General features: G+C 70.9%; 15 protein-coding genes. 9 read left to right on the forward strand and 6 right to left on the reverse strand.

What is annotated here, in order from left to right; translation table 11 throughout:
* The first annotated feature begins 519 nt into the window (after window positions 1–519).
* A complete protein-coding gene (locus ABGB08_RS48225; RefSeq protein ID WP_347605215.1) occupies window positions 520–2088 on the forward strand; it encodes a carboxylesterase family protein in 1569 nt (522 codons plus the stop codon).
* 181 nt (window positions 2089–2269) lie between these two features.
* Here ABGB08_RS48225 and ABGB08_RS48230 read toward each other — a convergent pair whose 3' ends face one another.
* Entirely contained in the window at window positions 2270–3253 is a 984-nt protein-coding gene (locus ABGB08_RS48230) for a DUF3800 domain-containing protein (RefSeq protein WP_347605218.1), read from the reverse strand.
* Window positions 3254–3420: 167 nt separating this feature from the next.
* Window positions 3421–5565, reverse strand: a complete 2145-nt coding sequence (locus ABGB08_RS48235; RefSeq protein WP_347605220.1) for a transglycosylase domain-containing protein — start codon at window positions 5563–5565, stop codon at window positions 3421–3423.
* 228 nt (window positions 5566–5793) lie between these two features.
* Between ABGB08_RS48235 and ABGB08_RS48240 the strand changes: the two genes are divergently transcribed.
* From ABGB08_RS48240 to ABGB08_RS48265, 6 genes are all read left to right on the forward strand, one after another.
* Complete coding sequence (locus ABGB08_RS48240; protein WP_347605223.1) at window positions 5794–6687, forward strand: LysR family transcriptional regulator; 894 nt, start codon at window positions 5794–5796, stop codon at window positions 6685–6687.
* Complete coding sequence (locus tag ABGB08_RS48245; protein WP_347605226.1) at window positions 6684–7595, forward strand: serine hydrolase; 912 nt, start codon at window positions 6684–6686, stop codon at window positions 7593–7595. Before ABGB08_RS48240 ends, ABGB08_RS48245 begins: the two co-directional genes overlap by 4 nt.
* Before the next feature lie 224 nt (window positions 7596–7819).
* Window positions 7820–10726, forward strand: coding sequence for a CHAT domain-containing protein (locus ABGB08_RS48250; RefSeq protein ID WP_347605229.1), 2907 nt, complete (start codon window positions 7820–7822; stop codon window positions 10724–10726).
* Between the two features lie 18 nt (window positions 10727–10744).
* Window positions 10745–11368, forward strand: coding sequence for a uridine kinase (locus ABGB08_RS48255; RefSeq protein ID WP_347605231.1), 624 nt, complete (start codon window positions 10745–10747; stop codon window positions 11366–11368).
* Between the two features lie 99 nt (window positions 11369–11467).
* Window positions 11468–12745, forward strand: a complete 1278-nt coding sequence (locus ABGB08_RS48260) for an esterase-like activity of phytase family protein (protein ID WP_347605234.1) — start codon at window positions 11468–11470, stop codon at window positions 12743–12745.
* A gap of 141 nt (window positions 12746–12886) precedes the next feature.
* The gene (locus ABGB08_RS48265; RefSeq protein WP_347605237.1) at window positions 12887–14380 is read left to right on the forward strand and encodes a ricin-type beta-trefoil lectin domain protein; all 1494 of its coding nucleotides are present in this window, start codon (window positions 12887–12889) and stop codon (window positions 14378–14380) included.
* Between the two features lie 111 nt (window positions 14381–14491).
* On the opposite strand, the gene ABGB08_RS48270 is transcribed toward ABGB08_RS48265, so the two are convergent.
* Both ABGB08_RS48270 and ABGB08_RS48275 read right to left on the reverse strand, forming a co-directional pair.
* Window positions 14492–14713, reverse strand: a complete 222-nt coding sequence (locus tag ABGB08_RS48270; protein ID WP_347605240.1) for a hypothetical protein — start codon at window positions 14711–14713, stop codon at window positions 14492–14494.
* Between the two features lie 134 nt (window positions 14714–14847).
* On the reverse strand, window positions 14848–16041 hold the full coding sequence (locus ABGB08_RS48275; protein ID WP_155361773.1) for an ROK family protein: 1194 nt from the start codon (window positions 16039–16041) through the stop codon (window positions 14848–14850).
* A gap of 166 nt (window positions 16042–16207) precedes the next feature.
* On the opposite strand from ABGB08_RS48275, the gene ABGB08_RS48280 reads away from it, so the two are divergent.
* Entirely contained in the window at window positions 16208–18211 is a 2004-nt protein-coding gene (locus ABGB08_RS48280) for a beta-galactosidase (protein WP_347605243.1), read from the forward strand.
* Here ABGB08_RS48280 and ABGB08_RS48285 read toward each other — a convergent pair.
* Together ABGB08_RS48285 and ABGB08_RS48290 are read right to left on the reverse strand one after the other, a co-directional pair.
* Entirely contained in the window at window positions 18204–20870 is a 2667-nt protein-coding gene (locus ABGB08_RS48285) for an AAA family ATPase (protein ID WP_347605246.1), read from the reverse strand. The genes ABGB08_RS48280 and ABGB08_RS48285 overlap by 8 nt on opposite strands.
* 41 nt (window positions 20871–20911) lie before the next feature.
* Entirely contained in the window at window positions 20912–21514 is a 603-nt protein-coding gene (locus ABGB08_RS48290; RefSeq protein WP_347605249.1) for a sigma-70 family RNA polymerase sigma factor, read from the reverse strand.
* Between the two features lie 264 nt (window positions 21515–21778).
* Between ABGB08_RS48290 and ABGB08_RS48295 the strand changes: the two genes are divergently transcribed.
* Window positions 21779–22975 carry a hypothetical protein gene (locus ABGB08_RS48295; protein WP_347605252.1) on the forward strand — a complete coding sequence of 399 codons (1197 nt, stop codon included), beginning with the start codon at window positions 21779–21781 and terminating at the stop codon, window positions 22973–22975.
* Window positions 22976–23039: the final 64 nt, after the last annotated feature.

Raw genomic sequence — 23039 nt, forward strand, 5'->3', positions numbered from 1 at the left:
CACGCGCATGGCCTCACGCCGCCGCAAGACCCTTGTCGTCTGTCGCGTATGCCATGAGGACATCCATGCCGGACGTCCCACACGCAGATCACGATGAGCACTGGAGAGCCAGCTGCTACGGAAAGCGCACGGCTGGTTCGGAGGGGGGCCGTCGGAAAAGGACCAGGTCAACTGGCACCTCGTCGGCGGCCTACCCTACGTCACGCCGGGATCTGTGGGAGCCCGGGGCTGAAATGCCCCGGGCCACCCGACCGGGGACACCCAACGAAGGATCCCGTGACCTGCGGGAACAGGAGTCACGGGCTTTTCTTCATGTCCGGTTGCGTGCGGCCATTACTGCCCGCGGACCGGACGAGTACGTCATCAGCGCCGACGAGAAGACCTTCCATCCAGGCCCGCTGCCGCTGCCACCCACCCTGGCCCCGGACAGGCCCGGGCGATGCGCTTCACCTAAGTGATCTGATCGGGCCATAAATAAAACACATGGCTTGCGGCGCGGCCCGACAGGATGATCCGGTCATGACCCAGAGTTCGTCCGAGCCCCGCCCCCTGTTCGTCCGCACCACCGCCGGAACGCTGCGCGGCGGCCAGGAGAACGGTGTGGCCGTCTTCCGCGGCATCCCGTTCGCCGAACCGCCCGTAGGTGCGCTCCGTTTCGCCGCGCCGCGGCCCGTACGGGGCTGGGAGGGCGTGCGGCCCGCCCTGGATTTCGGCCCGCCGCCCCCGCAGGGCATGGGTGCGGCACAGGACACGCAGGGCGACGTCTGGCTGACGGTCAACGTCTGGACGCCCGAGCCGGACCCGGGTGCGGGGCGTGCCGTGATGGTGTGGATCCACGGCGGCGCCTACATGATCGGTACGTCCGGCCTCCCCGAGTACGACGGCTCCCGTCTCGCCGGGGAAGGCGACGTGGTCGTGGTGACCTTCAACTACCGCGCCGGGATGGAGGGTTTTGCGCAGATCGAGGGGGCGCCCGCCAACCGGGGGCTGCTCGATCAGGTCGCGGCTCTGGAGTGGGTGCGCGACAACATCCAGGCCTTCGGCGGCGACCCCGGCCGCGTCACCGTCTTCGGCGAGTCGGCGGGCGCCGGTTCCGTCGCCGCGCTGCTGGCGATGCCCGGTGCGACCGGGCTCTTCCGCAGAGCCGTCGCACAGAGCGTGCAGGGCACGTTCTTCACGCCGGAACTCGCCGCCGACATCGCCTCCGTGTGCGCGTCCGAGCTGGGCCTGCGGCCCACGGCCGCCGAGCTGTCCTCGGTGGACCCGCTTGTGCTGGCCGCCGCTGGGTACGCGGTCACCACGCGCCTGCCCGAGTTGGTGGAGCGGTGGGGTCCGGTCGCGTACCGGTCGATCACGTTCGCGCCCGTGGTCGACGGACACTCCCTGCCGGTAACGCCCTGGCAGGCGCTGGCCGGCGGCGCGGGCAGGGGCATCGACCTCCTCGTCGGGCACACGCGCGACGAGCATCGCCTGCTGAGCCTGCTCGACGGCCTGCTCGGGCAGGTGACGCCAGAGCAGGCGGAACAGGCCCTGCGGATCCTCGCGCACCGGGTCCGGACGGCGCGCGCCGCTACCGCGAGGGCTTTCCCGGCGCGGGCCCCAACGAGCTGCACGAAGCGGTCAACTCGGACTGGCTGTTCCGCATGCCGAGCCTCCACCTCCCCAGGCGCACCACGACGCCGGCGGCCGGGCGTACGTCTACGAGCTGACCTGGCCCGCCCCGGCATGGGCGGCATCCTCGGCGCCTGCCACGGCCTCGACGTACCGCTCGTCTTCGGCAACCTGGACCGCGGGCAGCCCGCCGCCCTGATCGGCGACGGCCCGTTCCCCGAGGCGGAAGCGCTGTCCGCACAGATGCGTGCCGCATGGACGCGCTTCGCCGTCGACGGCGACCCCGGGTGGCCCGCGTACGACTCGGAACAGCGCTTGGCGCAGATCTACGACGCGCAGCCGAAGGTCGCCCCCTACCCGGCAGAGACCTCACGCCTCGTGTGGCGGCATCACACCTTCGCCCCGCTGACGCCGCTCAGCTCATCTTCCGGCAGTACAGCGCGCCCGGAGTCCGAGCCGGCCTCACCCGCTCGGTGAACGCCGTTGTCCGGCACCGGCGCGTACGACACCGAGCAGACGATGTCCGCATGCGCGGCGATCGGAGTGGCGACCACCCGACCGCCGTCGGCAGCACGGTGACGGCGGACAGCGCCCATGCGCGTAGGGTCCGGTCGAAGCCATCGACGGTGCGGCCGAGAAACCGACTCTCCGATTCCCGTTACGGACGCGGCCTTGTGGCGGGCAGGCCCAGCAGGGGTCGGGTTCGGGTGTCTCCCCAGATTGAGGATGCGTCGATGTAGGGCTTGAGTAGTTCGGTCAGTTCTTGGTCGCCTTGGTTGGCGATCTCGTTTGAGGTGATTTTTCGGGCTATTCCGGCTAGGAAGTCGGCGACCTGGATTCGGGTGTCCAGGCGGGAGTCGGCCAGGCGGAGGCTGATCAGGCGGGTTCCCGAGGGCCGGGGCGGGTGGTCGAACAGGGTCCTGAGCTGAGATATCCGGTCCTTCGTCAGGGCGGTCTGCTCGTCATGAACGATGGAGATGAGCTTGCCGCCTTGCCCCCAGCGGCGCACCGCTTGGGTGATGGCGGGGATCAGGGGGTCCAAGATCGGGGTTCTCGGAGGTTCGTGGATTCTGGACAGATACGAGGTTATCTGCGGCCTGGCCTCGAAAAGCGAATCCATGATCTTAGCGGGGAGGCCGTCTGTTTCGGTACGAAGGGTGTCGGCCAAGGCGAAGAACGAGTCGGCGGAGGTCTTCGCTCGGATGAGGTCGTTGAACGACTGCAGGAATGTGTTCCAACGGTCTCGGCCGAAGGCGGATTCGCCGCCGCCGTACAGTGTGGCCGCCATGTCGAGAGCGGGTTCGGGTTCCTCATCGAGCAGGTCGACCAGCTTGGTTATGACGAAGAACTTCTTGTCGGTCAGGTAGACGCTGGCGTTTCCGTGGATCGGGCCGGCGGGGGCAAGCAGCCATTTGAGGACCGGGCGGTGTTTCTCGCGGAGGAAATGCGTTGCCTTGTATTCCTCGGCCGGGGAGCGAATCCGGTCGCGGGCTTCTCGGATGCAGGCCGCCGCCGACTCCATGGGCAGGTGGACGCTGGCGTGGGCGAACACGCCGGTATTCCCGCCGATGAGCTTCTCACCCTCCGAGCCGGACTCGTCGCAGGCGATCTCGACGAGCCGGTCCGTGTGATCATCTCTCATCGCTCGACCTGCGGCATGTGATCCGTCCCCTGGAACGGCGGCGTGAACTGATCACAGATTACTTATCCGTCCTTTCGTCCGGAATTCTGCACCCTGGCCCGCGCCCAGTACGGGACCCGGCCCAGGTCCGGGCCGGGTCCCTCACCCCACCAGTTCGAGCCGCCTCCTCAACCGACGTCGACCGGCACTGTGTCCTCGGGTTCCGTCACCGTGTCGTCGGGCTCCGCCACGGTGTCGTCGGGTTCCTCCTCCGTGACCGGCGGCAAAGCCGCGCAGTATCGGCCGCAGCCGTCGAAGCGCTCGGAGTCCATCGGCGTGAACGCGGTGGGCTCGACCCCCCGCAACGCGGCGATCATGGTGTCTCTCCAGATCGGGCCGGGAACGGTGGCCCCGAACACGGCGCCGTAGTACCTGCCGCCGATGGTGACATTGTTGAGCTTGTGCGCGATGGCCCCCCGAGGGTCGCCGATGCTCACCGCCCCGGCCAGGTCCGGGGTGAACCCGGCGAACCACGCGCTGGACTGGTCGTCGTTGGTGCCGGTCTTCCCGGCCGCGGCACGGCCGATCCCGCCGACGGAGCGCATCGTCCCCTGGGTGAACACCCCCGACAGAATGTCCGCCGTGGCGTCGGCGACCTCCGGCTCCAGCGCCTGGCGGCACTTCGGCCGGTAGTCGGTCGACTTGCCGTCGCGGTCGGTGACCCGCGTGATGGCCAGGGGCGCGCAGTACGTCCCGCGCGCCCCGATGGCGGCGTACGCGTTGGCGACGGTGACCGGGTCCATCTCATTGATGCCAAGGGTGAAGGTCTCGTACTCCTGGAGCTTCTCGCCGTCGGCGCGCTTGATGCCCAGCGACTGGGCGGTCTGCACGGTCTCGCACAGCCCGACCCGGCGCTCCAGCTCCACGAAGAAGGTGTTGACCGAGCCCCAGGTGCCGGTCCGCAGCGTCTTGAAGCCGGGGGAGCCCTCGTCGTTGGTGACAGGGTGCGTCGGGTCGCCGACTCGGCCCCCCGCGCAATCGGTGAAGGCGGCGTAGTCCGGGGCGCGGTAGCTGTTGCCCACGGTGAAGCCGTCGTCGGCTTTCATGCCCTGCTTCAGCGCGGTGAGCAGGGTGAAGGTCTTGAACGTCGAGCCCGCCTGGAATCCGCCGATGCCTCCGTGGTCGTTGTCGGCCACGATGTTGTACGACATCTCGCGCCGACGTGCGGAGTTTCCGTACTTCCGGCTGGCCGCCATGGCCTTGATCTTGCCGGTGCCGGGCTCGACCAGCGCCTGGGCGGCGACCGCGTCGTCGGTGGGGCCGACCCACGCGCCGATGCCCTGCTCGGCCGCGGCCTGCATCTGGGGGTCCAGCGTCGTCTTGATCGTCAGGCCGTCGCGTTTGAGCGACTGCTCCCGCAGGGCCCTCGTCTTGCCGAAGCTCGGGTCCTTGAGCACCTCGTTGTAGACGTACAGGCAGAAATAGGGGTACGGGCTGGTCGCGCACCCGCCGGGCTGCGGGACGCCCTTGTAGCCGAGTTTGGTGGCTTTGGCTTTGGCCGCTTTCGCCGTGGTGATCTTGCCGAGGTCGGCCATCCGGTCCAGCACGACGTTGCGCCGCTGCAGCAGCCGCGCCCGGTTCTCCCGGCCCCCCTCGGGATCGGTGCTGGCCGGCAACTGCACCGCCGCCGCCAGGGTGGCCGCCTGCGGCAGGTTCAGCCGGGCCGCCGAGACCCCGAAGAACCGTTTGGCCGCGGCCTGTACGCCGTTGGCCCCGGCGCCGAAGTAGGCGATGTTCAGGTATTTCTCCAGGATCTGATCCTTGGTGTACTTCTCCTCCACCGCCATCGCGTAGCGCAGCTCGTTGAGCTTGCGGCCGTAGCTGGCCTCCAGCGCCTTCTCCTGCTCCTCCCTGGAGGTGGCGGCGTGCAGCAGCACCTGCTTGACGTACTGCTGGGTGATGCTGGAACCGCCCTGGCTGACCCCGCCCGAGTTCAGGTTCGTGGCCAGCGCGCGCAGCGTGCCCTCCAGGTCGATCGCGCCGTGCTCGTAGAAGCGGGAGTCCTCGATCGCGATGATCGCGGTCTTCATCACCTCGGCCACCCGGTCGAGCGGGACGACCTCGCGGTACTGGTCGTAGAACTGGGCGATCCGCCTGCCCCGGGCGTCCAGGATCGTCGTCTTCTCCGCCAGCGGGGGTTCGATGAGCTCGGCGGGGTTGAGGTTCAGCTCGTCGGAGGCGGCCACGATCGCCGCTCCGGCGCCTCCCACGGCCGGGAGCCCGAGCCCGGCGGCCACCAGCCCGGCCGCCATCGCCGCTCCGGCCAGGCCCACGACGCTTCTGCCCGCGGACGAGCGGGTCCTCCGCCGCCGCGGCCTTCTCCGGTCCGCCATCAGATTTCGCTCGTCAGCGGGAGCAGCGAGAATGTGGCGCGCTGAGTGGACATTGATCGGAACCTTCCCCTCAAGGATCAGATACGGCGGGAAGTCTCGCGCCACCGCCCAATGCCGTCAAAGACAGATATGGGGGGATCCATGCTGAAATGGCATAAAGTTCCCTTCATGGATCTCCTCGGCGCCTGGCGAGCGTTCGTCAACGTGAGTGAGCGGGGCAGCTTCACCGAGGGCGCGGCGGTCACCCGAGTGCCGCAGTCGGTCGCGAGCCGCCGGATCGCCGCCCTGGAGAAACATCTCGGCGAGCGGTTGTTCGACCGGTCGTCGCGCGGAGCGATACTCACCCAGTTCGGCCGCGACATGCTTCCGTCGGCGAAGCGTCTGGTCCGCCTGGCCGACGACATGGAGCACGAGGCGGAGCAGGCCAGGCTCAATCCCCTCCGCCTCGCCGTTCCCGAGGTCTGCGCCGTACGCGACCTCGCCCGCCTCGCCGCGGAGGCCCGCCAGAACGGCGTCTACCTCGACTTCCTTGCCGCCCCACCGGCCGAGCGGGCGGAACTCGTCCGCTCGCGCGAGGTGCGCGCCGCCCTGGTGGCCGTCCCGCCCAGCGACGCGACCTGGTCGGTACGGCTCGGGCTCGCCGGCACCGCGGACCTCCCGGTGCGAACCGTCTACGTCGAGACCCTCCGCGCCGGTCGCGCCGCGCGGTCGTCGCGGCGGAGCCGGATCTGGATCCAGCCCGAGGACGACGTCCCGCACATCCGTGACCGGATGTTCCGCATCCGGGACGCCGTCGGTCTCCAGCCCGCGCAGGTCGGCGTCTCGGCCACGCTCACCGCCGCGACGGCGGAGGTCTTCGGCTTCGCGGACCTCCTGCTGTGCTCGCCGGGGCAGGCCCGGGAACTGGAGCTGCACTGGCGTCCCCTCGGTGAGATCCCGCTCGTCCGCGGTTTCGACGTCGCCGCCGCCGCCGGGGACGACGCGGAGCGCGTCCGGGACCGGCTGTGGCACGCGATCGCCCGCTGCCTCGGCGCGGGCGACCAGGACGGGGAGACGGCGTGAGCGCCCAGAAACTGATCCGCGAACTCCGGCTGACGCTCGACGACGCGGGACTGCGCGGCTCGTTCCTGGTCCGGGACCTGCGCTCGGGCGACGAACTCGGCATCGAGCCGGACCTCGAGTTCCCGGTCGCCTCGCTCGTCAAGATCCCGCTCGCCGTCGCGACACTCGAACGTATCCGCAAGGGCGAGCTCGACGGCGCCGCGCGCGTTCTGGTACAACCCGGCGAGATCACCACGCCAGGGCCGACCGGGCTGAGCAAGTTCCGGCACCCGGCCGAGATCGCCGTCGACGACCTGCTCTACCTCAGTATGGCCGTGAGCGACAACACGGCTGCGGACGCGCTGTTCGGCCTCACCCCGCCGGCCGAGGTCTCGGCGATCCTGCTCGGTCTTGGACTGCGCGGCATCACGATGCGCCACACCATGCGGGAACTGGTCGAGACTCCGGTGGAACGCCTCGACCCCGCCGACAGCCACCTCGCCCACTTCCTCGCCATCGAAGCGGGTACGGCCGGGCGCGGCCACCGGGTTCCGCAGCTCGACGTGACCCGCGCGAACTCGGGAACCGCGCGCGCGTTCCTCGATCTCCTGCAGGCGCTGTGGACGCCGTCCCCGATCGACGCGGGCGTCGCAGAACGGGTGCGTACCCTCATGGGCGACAACGTCCTGCGGCATCGGCTGGCACCCGATTTCAGCTCCGACGCGTCGAGGTGGTCGTCCAAGACCGGGACGCTGCTCAACCTCCGCCACGAGGTCGGCGTCGTCGAGCACGCCGACGGCCAGACCTTCGGGGTCGCCGTGCTCACCGAGTCGCGCGTCCCGGCCATCAGCCAGCCCGGGGCGGAGGCGCTCATGGCGCAGGTCGCCCGTACACTCCGCGATCAGCTACGGCACGGTAATGCCAGGTGACCCTCGGGGGGTCACCTGGCGCCCGAAGAACTCTTGGTGATCTAGGACGTGGGCGGGGCGGCCGGGACGTCACGTGTACCGTCCCGCTCGGCCCGCGTTGTGGGCACAAAGCACAGCGTCGCCACAGGCGGAGCCCGTGATTGCCGCTGATCTTCCCGGGATACCCGAATGAAAACGGCGGGCATTCGTGGTGGAATGCGTGGGACATGATGTGGTGGCGGGGAATGCGGGTCAGGCTCGCGCGGAAGATGTTGCTCGCCGGTGTTGAGGCGCGGGTCACGGCGGTTGAAGCCGGTGGTGATTCCGGTCTGGTGCTGGGGGCGGACGCGCTCGCCGAGGTGGCGGCTCTGCTGAGCCTGGTGGACGATCCCAGCCAGGATCTTCCGGTGGCTCGTGCGACCGGCATGGTGTACTGGCTGCGGTCCCAGGCGCTGCCCGAGGACGAGGCGGAGCTTGAGGCCGCGATGGTGTTGCTGACACCCGTCCACGATGCCGATCCCGCGCTCGTGCCCGCCGAGATGCGGGAATTCTACGAGAAGTCGTTCCGGCCGGACGCGGACGTCGATCTCGAATCCTGGAGTCGAGGGCTCGAGCTCCTCGATCAGTACGAGACGTCCCTTGACGCCGCCGCTCTGCATGAGGCGGTGCGGTTGTTCCAGCATGCCGTACCAGACGATCATCCGCGGCGGCTCGCCATGCTGGGCGATCTCAAGGAGATCATGCTGGAGCTGTATGAGCGGCTGCGGGAGGTGGAGGCGCTCGCCCTGGCCGTCGAGGTCGGCCGGGAGCTCCTGGACGCGACGCCCGAGGACGACCCCGATCTCCTGACCAGCCTGGGAATCGGCCTCAAGGAGCTGTCCAAGCAGACCGGAGACCTCGCCCAGCTGAAGGAGGCCGTCGAGTTCGGCCGCCGAGCCGTCGCCGCGGCCGCGGCGGATGATCGCAACCGGGTCGTGTACCTGTCCAATCTCGGCTTCTACCTGCAGGCCCTGTTCGAGCGCACCAAGCAGATTCAGACGCTCTCCGAGGCCATCGACTTCGGCCGGCAGGCGGTCGAGCTGGCTCCGCCGGGCCATCTCGACCGGGCGCTCTGCCTGGCCAACCTCGCGGTCGCGCAGCGCCTGCTGTTCGAGGCCATCAAGGACGAGAACGTGCTGGCCGAAGCCGTCGAGCTCGGCCGTGAGTCGATCGCGATCACCTCCGCCACCGACCCCAACCGGGCCAGGTACCTGTCCAATCACGGGTACGCGCTGCGGATCTGGTCCGAGCAGGACGGCGACGAGGCGGCGCTGACCGAAGCCGTCGCGCTGGGCCGGGAGGCGGTGGCGCTCACGCCGGAGGACCACCCCAGCCGCGCCATGTACCTGTTCAATCTCGGCAGCGCCTTGTCCGCCCTGGGGGATCCGGAAGCTGTCGAGGTTTTCGCGGAGGCGGCGGAATCCGCGGGTTCCTCGGAGGGCATGCGGCTGATGGCCAACCGCCGGCTGGGCAGCGCCGCCATGCAGGCCGGCGCGTTCGAGACCGCGCTCGCCGCCTACGAGACGGCGCTCTCCCTGCTCACCCGGATCACCCCGCGCTCGCTGGCCCGCGCCGACCGGGAGTACGGCCTCAGCGAGGCGATGGGGCTGGCCGCGGAAGCCGCCTCCACCGCGATCGCGGCCGGGCGGCCCGAGCGGGCGCTTGAGCTGCTGGAACAAGGCCGGGGCGTGCTGCTGGGCGAGTTCATCGGCGCCCGCACCGATCTGGCCGAGCTGCGCGCCTTCGCGCCTGACCTGGCGCCGCCGTTCGAGCGGCTGCGGGAGGAACTCGAACTCGCCGACCACACCACGCTGACCGACGCGGTGGTGGAGTACGGCCAGCTGGACCTGCTCGGCCGGATCCTCACCGACGCCGGGCTGCTCACACCGGACTCGGAGGAGTCCGCGCAGGAGGTCGCCGTACGGCGGAGGCGATCCGCGCGGGACTGGGAGGACATGCTGGCGCGGATCCGCGCGCTGCCCGGCCTGGAGCGGTTCCTGCTGCCGCCGACCATCGACCAGCTCCGCGCGCAGGCCGCCGACGGGCCGATCGTCATGATCAACGTCAGCTGGCTGCGCTGCGACGCGCTCATCCTCACCGGCGACGCCGACCGGCCGGCCCGGGTCGTCGAACTCGGTACGCTCACGCCGCAGGACATGATCGACCAGGTCAGGCGTTTCCTCGCCGCCACCGCCGCGGCCGGGGGCGGCTCGCTCCGGGAGCGGGTCGAAGGGCAGCGGGAGATCCACGCCGTCCTGGGCTGGCTCTGGGACCACATCGCCGAGCCGGTGCTGGTGGATCTCGGCATCACCGGCCCGCCGGATCCGGGGCAGGAGTGGCCGCGGGTGTGGTGGTGCCCGCAGCGGGAACTGGCCTTCCTGCCGCTGCACGCCGCCGGGCACCACGACCGCGTGCCGCTGACCGTGCTGGATCGGGTCGTCTCCTCGTACACGCCGACGATCCGCGCGCTGCGATATGCCCGCCACTCCGCGTCGGGAGAGTCCGCCGACGCGTCCACGCTGATCGTCTGCATGTCCAGCACGCCGGAGGCCCCTGACCTGCCGGGCGCCCGGACCGAAGCCCTGCGCCTGGCGCGGCTGCTGCCGGGTTCCCTCGTCCTGGACGGTCCCGAAGCCACGTACGACGCGGTGACCGCAGCCCTGTCCGAGCATGCCATCGTGCATCTGGCCTGCCACGGGGTCAGCGATTGGGACACCCCGGCCGCGAGCAGGCTCCTGCTGCACGACCATCGCACCCTGCCCCTCACCGTGAGCGCCATCTCGTTGCTGCGGCTGGACCGGGCTCGCCTGGCGTACCTGTCGGCGTGCAGCACGACGGCGAGCAACCAGCGCCTCGCCGACGAGGCCGTGCACATCACGGCGGCGTTCCAGCTGGCCGGATACCCGCACGTCATCGGCACGCTATGGCCGATCAACGACAGGATCGCCGCACAGGTCGCCGCGGACGTCTACGACCGGCTCACCGACCGCGGAACCACCGCACCGGACACCGGCCAGGCCGCCCTCGCCCTGCACCTGGCCATCCGCCGCCTCCGCGACACCGCCACCGCGAGCCCCGGGCTCTGGGCGGCCCACATCCACAGCGGCACCTGACCTAGGCATGATGAGGAGATGCGCGCACGACCGATCACGACAGAACGCCTCATCGAGGACCTTGCCGATCGGATCGCCGCATACCCTCGCCAGGAGTGGGTCCGGGTGGCCATAGACGGCGCCCCCGCCGCCCACCCCGCCGATCTGGCCGACGCGCTGGTGGAGCCGCTGCGCACCCGCGGTCGCGAGACGTTGCGCGTCTCCTCCTGGGACTTCCTGCGTCCCGCCTCCTTGCGATTCGAGTACGGCAAGCAGGACCCAGGCGCGTACTACGACGACTGGCTCGACGTGAACGGCCTGACCCGCGAGGTCCTGGCCCCGCTGGACCCGGGCGGCTCCGGCAAGGTCCTGCCCACGCTGTGGGACCCGGTCAAGGACCGCGCCACCCGCGCGCCGTACACGGTGCTGCCGCCCGGCACGATCCTGCTCCTGGACGGGATGCTGCTGCTGGGCCGCTGGCTGCCACTGGACTTCACCGTTCACCTGCGGCTCTCATCTGCGGCGCTGGAACGGCGGACAACCGACGCGTGGACGATCCCCGCCTTCCTGCGCTACGAGGAGGAGGTGGCCCCGGCGAGCGTCGCCGACGTGGCGGTCAGCGTGGACCGACCCCGCCACCCCGCGCTCATCGAAGAGGCGTGAAGGTCAGCATTCACCGCTGCTTCAACTGGAGGTCTTCCGCCGTCGATAAGTTCAGGCTCGCTGATCAGCGATAAACCTGAATGAACGAGAGGCACGCCGATGCTCCGTCCCGCTCTCGCCGGTCTGGCCCTGGCCGCCGCGACGCTTGTCATCCCCGGTACGGCCACGGCCCAGCCTGCCCGCAGCCCGGTCGTCGTCAAGGACGTGACCTTCCCGACCATGCCGCTGGGCGAACTCCAGCGGTCGATCAAGAACGACCGTGGCATCAACCTGGGCGGCGTCGGCAGCGGGCTCTTCCCGGCGGCCCGCCGGGGTGACTTCTGGATGGTCACCGACCGTGGTCCCAACGGCCAGCCGACCGTCAACGGCGAGAAGCGCCGCACCTTCCCCATCCCCGAGTTCGCGCCCGCGATCGTTCAGGTGGCGACACGGTTCGGTGTGGAGATCAAGAAGTACATCCCGCTCGTCGGCCGTTCCGGCAAGCCGGTCACGGGCATTTCCAACCAGCAGGGCCATGACGAGCTTCCGTACACCTGGGACGGGCAGACCGCGCTGCCGTACAACCCGAGCGGCGTGGACACCGAGGACATCGTCCGGGCGCGGAACGGGGACTTCTGGCTGGTCGACGAGTACAGCCCGTCGCTGCTGCGCGTCTCGGCCAGGGGCGTGGTGATCGCCCGGTACGTTCCCGCCGGGCTGAACCTGACCGGCGCCGACTATCCCGTCAAGCACGTGCTTCCCGGCATCCTGGCCACCCGCCCCCAGAACCGCGGCTTCGAGGGCCTGGCCATCAACGGCAACACGCTCTACCTCGCCGTGCAGAGCCCGCTCCAGAACCCCACCAAGGCCGTCGGTGACAAGTCGCGCGTCGCCCGCATCCTCACCTTCGACATCCGGCGGGGCCGGGTCACCGGCGAGTACGCCTACCAGTTCGAGGATGTCACCACCTTCGACCCGAAGGTCAACGGCGACCAGAGCCAGATGAAGATCTCCGGCCTCGTCCACGTGGGCGGCGACAGCCTGCTCGTCGACGAGCGCACCGACAATGTCGCCCGGATCTACCAGATCAACCTGGCCAAGGCCAAGAACCTCCTCGGCGGCCGCTACGACAGGGCGGACACCACCCCGTCCCTGGAAGCGCTCTCCGATCTTTCCGCGGTCAAGCCCGCCCCCAAGTCCCTCGTCGTCGACCTCTCCGTGGTGGCCCCCACCCTCCCGGGCAAGGTCGAGGGCATCGCCCTGCTCGACCCCCGCACCCTGGTGGTCGTCAACGACAACGACTTCGGCCTGGGCGAGTTCGGCACGGACGGCCGCCTGATCGACTCCGGGGTGAAGACCCGGATCGTCACCATCCGCCTCCCCAAGTCCCTGCACTAGCTCGGGCACCAGGGCCCTCCGCACTCGGAGGGCCCACACGCTTGGCTGACTGTATTGACTTCGACAGTCGTAAATGAAAAGTTTCTTTACTGAGAGCGCTCTCACACCTCGTCCGTCCCCCTACCCTCAAGAGGACCAGTCGTGAGAATAACCGTGTTGACCAGCGCGGTCGTGCTGGCTTTCGCGTTCGCCGTGCCCGCGGCGAGCGCGGTCGCCGAGTCGGGACCAAGCCCCAGTCCTGGGCAGGACGCGCTGCAGAGAGATCTCGGCCTGTCGGAACCCCAGGCCCGAGTACGGCAAGCGCACGAAGCCGGAGCCTCCGTCGTGGAGCGGCAGCTCCGTTCCCGCCTGGGCGACCGGTTCGGCGGCGCCTGGTTCGGGGTCGCCGAAGGACGCCTCAAGGTCGGCGTGCTCAACGACCAGGACGCCCAGCTCGTCCGCGCGGCGGGCGGAGCCCCCGTCCAGGTCGCGCGGAGCGAGAAGCAACTCGCCGACGCCAAGGCCACGCTTGACGGGTCCTTCAAGGCGGCGGGCAAGGGCGTGCACACCTGGCATGTCGACGTGGCCACCAACACCATCGTGGTGACAGCGGCCGACCGTGAATCGGGGGAGCGGTTCGTCAAGGCCGCCGGCCTGGACGCGGCCACTGCGCGGGTGACGATCGGCCAAGCCCCGCAGCCCCTGTACGACATCCGCGGCGGCGACCAGTACGTCATCAACGGCAACACCCTCTGCTCCATCGGCTTCTCGGTCAACAACGGCGGCTTCGTCACCGCGGGACACTGCGGCGGCGCCGGCAGCCCCACGCTCGGCTACAACAACGTCAGCCAGGGCACCTTCGCCGGATCCTCCTTCCCCGGCAACGACTACGCCTGGGTACGGACCAACGGCAACTGGACCCCACGCCCGTGGGTGAACAACTACAGCGGCGGCAACGTCAACGTCGCCGGTTCTCAGGAGGCCGTCGTCGGCGCGTCGATCTGCCGGTCCGGGCGGACCACCGGCTGGCGCTGCGGGGTCATCCAGGCGAAGAACGTCACCGTGAGCTACTCGGGCCGGCTCGTGCACGGCCTCACCCAGACCACCGCCTGCGCGGAACCGGGCGACTCGGGCGGCGCGTGGATCTCGGGCAACCAGGCCCAGGGCGTCACGTCCGGCGGCTCCGGCAACTGCTCGTCCGGCGGCACCACGTTCTACCAGCCGGTCAACGAGATCCTCGGCGCGTACGGGCTGACCCTGACCACCTCAGGGGGCGGCGGGACGAGCCGCCTGATCGGATGGCAGAACAAGTGCATCGACGTGCCGAACTCCAACGGCGTGGACGGGCAGCGGCTGCAACTGTGGGACTGCAACGGCACCAACGCCCAGAACTGGACCTTCCCGGGTGACGGCACGATACGCGCCTTCGGGCTCTGCATGGACGTGGCCTGGGGTTCCACCGCCAACGGCGCCGCGATCCAGCTGGCCACCTGCAGCGGCAACCCGGCCCAGCAGTTCGTGCTCACCGGAGCGGGCGACCTGGTCAACCCGCAGTCGAACAAGTGCGTGGACGTCACCGGCTGGGGTGGCACCGGCACGCCGCTCCAGCAGTGGGACTGTTCGGGCGGCGCCAACCAGAAGTGGCGGCGCGGCTGACCGGAAACCCCGGCGGGTCACGGCGAATTAGACAAGCGACCCGATAAGCCCGGTTGTGGGCGGTGTCCGCCCCAACCGGGTTTCCCTCGCCTGCCGCCGTCCGAGCGCGGGTCAGCGCGCCTGGGCGGAGAGCCGGTCGAACAGGGCCAGGGCCGCCTGGCGGACGTCTTCGGGGGAGATGCCGGCGAGCGCGGTTCTGGCCTGGTCGGCGTCCCGGGTGGTGGCGCAGGTGATGGCCACCGAGGCCGCGGCGGCGTGTTCGAGGGTGCCGGCGGGCTCGTTGTCGGCCAGAGCGCGGGCGCTGTCGGCGAGGTCAAGATTGTCGATCGTCAACGTGGCTCCTTGAGGTCGCGGCGGGGTGGGCCACTGACCGTACCAGGTGATTCCGATCGGGTGGGTGACCACCGCACCGCTGAAAGGGCCGTATCGTGCAGGCGTCCGAAAACAGCCGTATCTGTCGCGTTCCGCTAGAGGGCGGCCGCCGCGCGGGCGGGAGAGGCGGTGTTGTTGAGGAGGAATTCCTCGATCACGAGCGTGGCCGCGCCGAGGGCGACCGCGTCGGGGCCGAGGCGGCCCAGGACGATGGAGGCCGTGGAGAAGGGCTGGGTGAGGCAGTTCTCGGCGGCGGCCTTCTTGATTTTGGTCAGCAGGTGGTGGCCGAGGGTGAGGCCCGCCCAGCCGCCGACGACGATGCGCTCGGGGTTGAAGAGGTTGATCAGGTTGGCCAGGCCCGCGCCCAGGTATTCCACCGTCTCGTCGATCACCGGCGACCCCGAGCGCACGAGCTCGGCCAGCTGAGCCTGCTCGGTGGCCGTGTCCAGGGGCAGCCCGGCACGCTCCAAAATCGCCTCCGCCCCGATGTACGCCTCCAGGCAGCCCCGCCCCCCGCACCGGCACGTCCGCCCGCCGAGCGCGATCTTCGTGTGCCCCCACTCACCGGCGCTGCTGTTGGCCCCTCGATAGGTGACCCCGTCGGTGATGATGCTCGCTCCCACACCGGACCCGATCAACGCGATGACCGCGTTCCGGGACCCTCGCCCGGCGCCGAACCAGAGCTCCGCCTGCCCCATCGTCTTCGCGCCGTTGTCGACGTACAGCGGAAGGGAGGTCCCCTCGCGCAGCAGCGCGCCGAGCGGCACCGAGTCCCACCCGAAGGTCTGGGCGTGGATCAGCGCGTCGGGCCCGCTCTCGACGATGCCGGGCACGCCGATGCCGATGCCGAGGACCTGCTCGGGGGCGACCCCGCTGTCGGCCAGCACGGCCTCGATCCCCGCCAGGATGTGCCGGACCACCAGCTCGACCTCGTGCCCGCCGGGCCGCAGCGCGAACTCCGCCTTGGCCTTCTCGTTCATGTCGAGGTCGAACAGCTCCACCCGGACGTGCGTCTCGCCGACGTCGACGCCGATCGCGTAGCCGTACACCGGGTTGACCCGCAGCAGCACCCGGGGCCGGCCGCCGTCGGAGTCGACCAGGCCGGCCTCCACGATGACGTTGTCGGAGAGCAGGTCTCCGGTCACGTTGCTGACCGTCGCGGCGCTCAGTCCGGTCAGCGCGGTGAGCTCGTGGCGGCTGGTGGGCCCCACGAAGTAGAGCGCGCGCAGGAGCACCGCCCGGTTCCCCTTCCGGAGGTCGCGTACCGTCCTGCGCTCGGGCCTTGCCATGATCTTCCTCCCCCATGTCTGGGCCCACGTTAGCTCAGGCTTTGAAATAAGTCATCTGGCGTCTTCACCTGGTATGAGGAGATCTAATGGTGACTTTTTTCAAGATATATACTATGTATTAGGGCAATCTTGAGAATGCGTTGATCCACGACGAAACGGAGTGAGCGTGACCATCGAGGTCCGCGACGGGGTGACCGTCATCGAAGGCGAGCCCGAGGCGCTCGTCACCGCCGACTATCCCTACTACCGGGACGACCCGGCGGTGTGGGCCGACCGGCTGCGCGCGATCCGGGACGATCTCGGCATCCATGTGATCAGCTGCTACCTGCCCTGGCGCCACCACCAGCCCACCCCCGACGGCCCGCCGGACTTCTCCGGGCAGACCCATCCCAGCCGGGACGTGGTCGGATTCCTCTCCCTGTGCCATGAGCTCGGGCTGCGGGTCATCGCCAAGCCCGGCCCGTTCATCCACGCCGAGACCAACTACGGCGGCCTGCCCGACTGGGTCTGCCCGCGCACCAACCCGGCCATCGAGCCGCTGCTGGACGCGCGTGGCGAGATGTCCGCCTGGCTGGGGGAGCCGCTGCCCGCGCCGCTCGGGCCGGTGTTCGACCCGCTGGTGACGCAGTGGCTGGCCGCCACCGGCAAGGAGGTGCTGGAGGCGGCGACCTGGCCGGAGGGCCCGGTCATCCTCATGCAGATCGCCAACGAGGGCATCTTCACCAGCGGCGCGCTGCCGCTGTCCGCCTACGACTACAGCGCCTCGGGCCTCGGCTTCTTCCGGTCCCGCCTGCAGGCCTGGTACGGCACCCCGCAGGAGTACAACCGCGTCCACGGCACCGCGATAGCGGACTGGCAGGAGATCCAGCCGCCCCGCGAGTGGCGCGCGCCCGCGCGTTCGGAGGAGCAGCAGGGCTACGCCGACTGGGGGCGGTTCCACGCCGAGTACCTGGCCGAGGTCTACCACCGCTGGGCGGCCGCGGTGAACTGCCGGGTGCCGGTGGTGGTCAACCTGAACCCGCCCGCCGAGCACCACCACTCCTTCGACGACTGGCTGGCCCGGGTCCGCCCCGAACTCTGGGACGGCATCCACTACGGCTTCACCAACTGGATGGGCGTCGTCTCCGCCAACCCCGACTCCCAGGCCAGATACGTGCTGGCCGCCAAGCGCGCCCCGGGCCCCAACCTGGAGGAGAACTGGGGCTTCTCCGAGCTGTACGACCCGGCCTACGCCGACGCCACGACCAGCTTCCACCAGTCCCTGCTGGCGATGGCGGCGGGCGCGACCGGGTTCAACGTGTACACGGGCGTCGGCACCTCCGGCTGGCTGGAGGGCCTGGACTCGGTGCACGACTCCCCGTATCCGGATTCGGCCCCCATCGCCGAGGACGGCACGGTCACCCCGAAGGCCCACGCGGTGCGCTCCCTGGCCGACTTCCTCGCCCAGCACGGCGCCGAGTTCCTGGAATGCGTGCCGGAGACCAGCGCGAGCTACGGCCTCTACCTGCCCTACGCGGGCATCGCCGCCTGGTCAGGGCCGGGGGACGGCCCCCAGCTGGGCCGCTCGCTGCGTGCCTTCCACGACCGGATGCGCGCGGCCGGCCGCGACTACCAGGTCGTGGAGCTCGAAAGCGCCACCGATCTGTCCGCGCATCCGCGCCTCACCGTGCCCGGCGGCGTTTTCATGCACCGCCAGGTGCAGCGCCTGCTGGCCGCCCACATCGAAGCGGGCAACCAGGTGGAGGTCGACGGCCCGGCCCCCGTCCTGGACGAGTTCCTCCGCCCCTGCCGCATCCTCGCCGAAGCCCTCACCGGCGCCTCCTGCGATCTTCCGGAGCCGCGCGTCAGGGTGGTGGACGGCCACGCGGACGCCTTCCTCCGTACCCATCCTGAACGGGACGTCACGTACTTGACCGTGCTCACCATGAGCGACCACGAGGGGGCCGTCCTGGTCGAACTCGACGGCCGCCCGATCGAGCTCATCACCGCGCGCGGCGGGGCGGCCATCGTCAGGCTGGTCGGCGGCGAACTCGACGACTTCCTGGTCAAGGGCGTGAACGGCTTCCTCGACTCGGCCGTCCCCGCGGGCGTCAAGGTCGGCGCCGAGATCCTCATCGCCGACCACCCGGCCGACCTCGACCGGATCGGCGGCGAGTTCCGCATCAGGTGAGCTTCAGTCGGGCCGCCAGCGCGGCGCGGGAAGGGATGCCGAGTTTGGCCAGGATGTTGGTCATGTGGTACTCGACGGTCTTCACGCTCAGCATCATCTCTCTGGCGATCTGCTTGTTGCCCAGGCCCGCCACCGCGAGCCTGGCCACCACGTTCTCCTGAGCGGTGAGGCCTTCGTGCCGGTCCCCGGACGTCACCACCGGCGACCGGCCGCAGGCCGTCAGCTCCTGCGCGCACCGCTCCAGGAACGGGAGCGCCCGCAATTGCTCGAAGAGGGTGTGCGCGACGGTCAGGTGGGCGGCGGCCTCGTTGCGCCGCCCCGCCCGCCGCAGGAACGCGCCGTGCCCGAACTCGGTCCTGGCCCGCTCGAACGGCGTCGCCGCCCGCGCCGCCGCCGCGAACGCGGCGGCCGCCTCGGCGCCCTCCCCGCGCGCCGCGTGCAGCGCCGCCCGCGCCCGCGCCAGCGCGGCCATCGCCGGCCCGCGCCGCCGCGCCGCCGCCGGCTCCGCGTACCGATCGTGTACGGCCTGAGCCTCCGCCAGCCGCCCCACCGCCACCAGCGCCTCCACCAGCAGATCCGGCCACGGCAGCACCCCGGGCTCGGAGATCCCCGACGCGTGCCTGATCCTGGTCAGCGGCCACAGCACGGAGATCACCCCCTCCGGATCCCCCCGCGCGGCGGCCAGGAACGCCGCCGCCGTCGCCAGATACCCGCCCGCCGCCACGCTCGGCGTCCTGATGTCCCGCAACCGCGCCTCGGCCTGCTCGAACTCGCCGCGCGCCGCCAGCGGCCACACCAGCAGCGCGTTCACATACGGCGTCAGCCAATACTGCCCGCAGTCCTCCTCCAGCGACACCACCAGCGTGCCGTGCGCGAGCGCGTCGTCCCACCGCCCGAGCCGCACCTCCACCTGGGCCAGCAGCGCGGTGACCAGCAGCCGCGCCGGCACGTCGGCCGGCCCTGCCCCGGCCGCCACCCCGGCCAGATCGGCGTGCGCGCCCGCCAGGTCGCCGCGCCAGGTCCTGATCGCGCCCCGGGCGATCAGCGTGTCCCGCTCCTCACCGGTCGCGATCGCCGGATCCGGCAGCTCGCCCAGATCGTCGCCCTGCCCGGCCAGGAACGCGCTGACCGCGTGGAAGTACCGCAGCAGGTCGGCGCCCGGGGCCGAGAAGGCCAGCGCCCGCCGCGACCAGGTCAGCGCCGACTCGGCCCGGTCGTGCACCAGGTGCAGCAGCGACAGCGAACTCGCGATCCGCCGGGCCAGGATGGGCTCCTCGGCGGGCACGCAGTGCCGCCACGCCGCCTCCAGCAGCGTCAGCGCCCGCCCGCTGTCCCCGGTGACCTGCTCCAGCGCCCCCGACACGAACGCCCGCGCGGCGGGCAGCGCGATCGGCCCCGCCGCGATCTCCGACGCCCGCTCCACCTGGCCCGACTGGAGCAGCGCGTGCACCGCCTCCGCGTGGCACAGCGCCCGCTCCCGGCGCGAGGTGGACAGCTGCGCCGCGCAGGCCAGGTGGTCGGCGGCGCTCTCCCACAGCCCGCCCGCCGCCTGCTCCCGCGCCATCTCCGCCATCTCGGCCGCCAGGCCGTCGTCGGCCCGCAGCACCGCCCGCATGCGGTGCCGCAGCCGGGTCGCCCCGTCGGCCACCAGCTTGGCCGCGTCCCGGTGCAGCCGGGTCCGGTCCCGCGGGCGCAGGCCCTGGTAGACGGCCGCCCGGGTGAGCGGGTGCGGGAACGCCACCACCAGCTCCCCGGCGGCGAACCGGTGCGCCAGCAGGTCCAGGTCGACGGCCTCGTCCAGCAGCGTGATCCCGTCCGCGATCCCGGCCAGCCGCTCGGCCTGCCAGAGCGGGCACGACTCGCCGAGCACGCTGGCCGCCTCCACCAGGGCGCGGGTCTCGCCGCCCAGCCGGGCCAGCCGGTCGGCCACGTCTCCCGCGTACGGCCGGGGGGCGGGCAGCCACCCCAGCGGATCGGCCAGCACCTCGGCCGGAGCCTGCCGGAGCAGCGCCCCGGCGTAGAACGGGTTGCCGCCGGTGTGCGAGCGCAGCCGGGCCAGGGCGGTGGCGCCCAGCGTCAGCCCGGCGCGCCCGGCCAGGTCGCCCAGCTCGGCCACGCTGAGGCCGGTCAGCGTGAGCCGTACGGCGTCGGCGAGCAGGCGGCGCAGGCCCTCCGGCAGGCGGGCGTCGGACTGGTCGCGGGTGACCACGACCACCAGCACCCGGTCGGCGAGCAGGCGGCGCAGCGCGAAGGTGAGCGCGTGCAGCGAGGCCGCGTCGGCCCAGTGCGCGTCGTCGACCACGATCGCCACCGGGCCGTGCTCCTGCAGCTCGCCGAGGAGCTCGAGCAGCACCCCGCCGACCTGGACCGGCCCGCCGTCCGGGACCGGCCCCGGACGCCCGGCCAGCGCGAGCAGCTGCGCGACCACCCCGTACGGCAGGGCGGTCTCCATCTCCTCGCCGCTGGCCGGGAGCACGCGGAAATCGGGGGCGGCGGCGAGCGCGCACCGCACCAGCGCGGTCTTGCCCATCCCGCACGGGCCCTCGACGAGGACCAGGCGCGGGCTGCCCGAGCGGGCGAGGTCGAGCTGGGCCGCCAGCGCGGCCCGCTCGGCGGCGCGCCCGACAAGGGTTTCCCTCAGGTCAGCGAGGATCGTCACACTCTGTAGGAGCGAAGGAGCAGGTCCCTGATACATGGCATTCAGGCTTGCTCTTCATAACCGTCCGGCCCCAGTTTGGCGCGCAGCGTCTTCAGGCACCTGGCCCGGGTCGGGCCGATGCTGCCGATCGGCATGTCCAGACCGGCGGCCACCTCGGCGTAGCTGGGCGGCGGGCTGGCCAGCTGCACCCGCAGCAGGCGGCGGCAGCGCACCGACAGCTGCTCGAAGGCGCGCAGCAGCCGCCGCATCCTGGCCTGGTCCAGGATCACCTGCTCGGCCTCCAGGAGCGCGCGTTCGGGGGAGCGCTCGTCGGGGCGCAGGTCGAAGACGAACGCGTCGGCCGTGGGGGTGACCCGCTGCCGGGCCCTGGCCAGCCGGATCGCCTCCCGCCTGGCGGTGGTGGCCAGCCAGCCGCCGATCCGCTCCGGATGCTCGATCCGGTCGAGCTGCTCGGCCAGCTTCAGCCAGGTGGTCTGGCAGACGTCGGAGCGGTCGTCGTGGGCCAGGCCGAAACCCCCGGTGACCGCCCAGATCAGCCCGCTGAACCGCGTCACGAGAACGTTCCACGAGGACGAGTCCCCGCACGCCGCTCCTTTGACCAGGTCGGCGGGGTCGCCTGGGTCATTCGGAACGCTGGCGTCCAATGTGGTGCTCCTTCGGGGGGCGGCGGCAGCACAAGACGAGATCTAGCATCGATTCGGCCCAGGGGAAACCGGATCCGTACGGTTAGCCCCGCATAGATGGAGCCCCGGATTGTCCGGCCGGATGGCCTGGAACCCCTGATTTCCCAAGGGTCCCAGGAGTTTCGCGCGCGGATTCGTCGACATTCTGGAATGATCGCGTCGATATCCCGTCGGACATCGAGGAATGACGGACTGATGCCACCTTTAGATCAACTCACCGCCTTCGTGTCTGCCAATCCCGTCGGAGCGGCCATCCTCGGCGTATTCGCACTGGTCGCCATATTCATCGCCCTGTTCGCGCTGCGCGCCCTCTACCGGGCCTGCGCCCGGTTCGTCCGTAACTACGTGGCCGTCCGCCCGGCCGAGGACATCCTCACCGTCGTCGCCGCCAGCATCGCCACCGGCGTGTCCGCTCAGGGCATGTGGCGCTTCTCCGGCGACGTGCTGGGCTTCGACGGGCCGCTGCGCCTGCTGCTGTTCGCCTTCATCGAGGTCGCGGTCATCACCAGCGCCGTGCGGGCCCGCCGCAACATGCGCGAGAACTACTCGGCCGGCATCGACGGCATCGCCGTGTGGGCGCTGACCGGGCTTTCGGCCGTGCTGTCCAGCATGGACGCGCGCAGCCTGCCCGAGGCCCTGTTCCGGCTGGCCGCGCCGCTGGTCGCCGCCTGGCTCTGGGAGCGCGGCATGGCCATCGAGCGGCACCGCATCAGCGGCCGCCAGCGCATCCACTGGCGGCTCACCCCCGAGCGGGCCATGGTCCGCCTCGGCCTGGCCGAGGCCAGCGACCGGACCGCCTCCGAGGTGGACGCGCACCGCCGCCTGACCCGGGTGGCGCTGGCCGCCAAGCGGGCCCGGGCGCTGCGCGCCGCCGGCGCCTCCGACCGCCGCATGCGGGCGGCCCTGACCAAGCTGGACCGGGCCATGGACCAGGCGGTGGAGCACACCGGGCTCGCCATCGACCAGGCCCGCCAGGAGGCGCTGCTGTCCCAGATCGGCGCCCTCTACAACACCACCGCCCTCATCGACCTGCACCCGCCGGTGCCGTGGGAGCCGGAGGAGCCGGCCACGCCGCCGATGCTCGCCCTGATGGCGCCCGACGACGAGGACGAGCGCCGCGAGTCCCGGCAGGAGACGCCGGTGGACACCATGCAGCGGGCGACCATGATCCGCACGGCCCGGGCGTACTGGGACGCGCAGATCGAGAAGAAGTGGGTGCCCCGGGCGGCCGACATCGCGCGCGAGACCGGCATCCCGGTGGACACCGCCCGCGAGTACCGGTCGCTGTGGAAGCTGGAGGCCAACGCGCACGCCCTGATCGAGGCCGCCTACCTCGAGCACGGCATCGTGGACACCGGGTCCTTCCCGGCGGTCCCGCCGTCGGACCGCATCCTGTCGGTCAACGGAGCCGCCGTGAGCTGACCCGCTCCGCTCCGGAAACAGCCCCTGACGCGCTGGCGTCAGGGGCTGTTTCGTGTTCCGTAAC

The sequence above is a fragment of the Acrocarpospora sp. B8E8 genome (assembly GCF_039871605.1).
GTDB lineage: Bacteria > Actinomycetota > Actinomycetes > Streptosporangiales > Streptosporangiaceae > Acrocarpospora > Acrocarpospora macrocephala.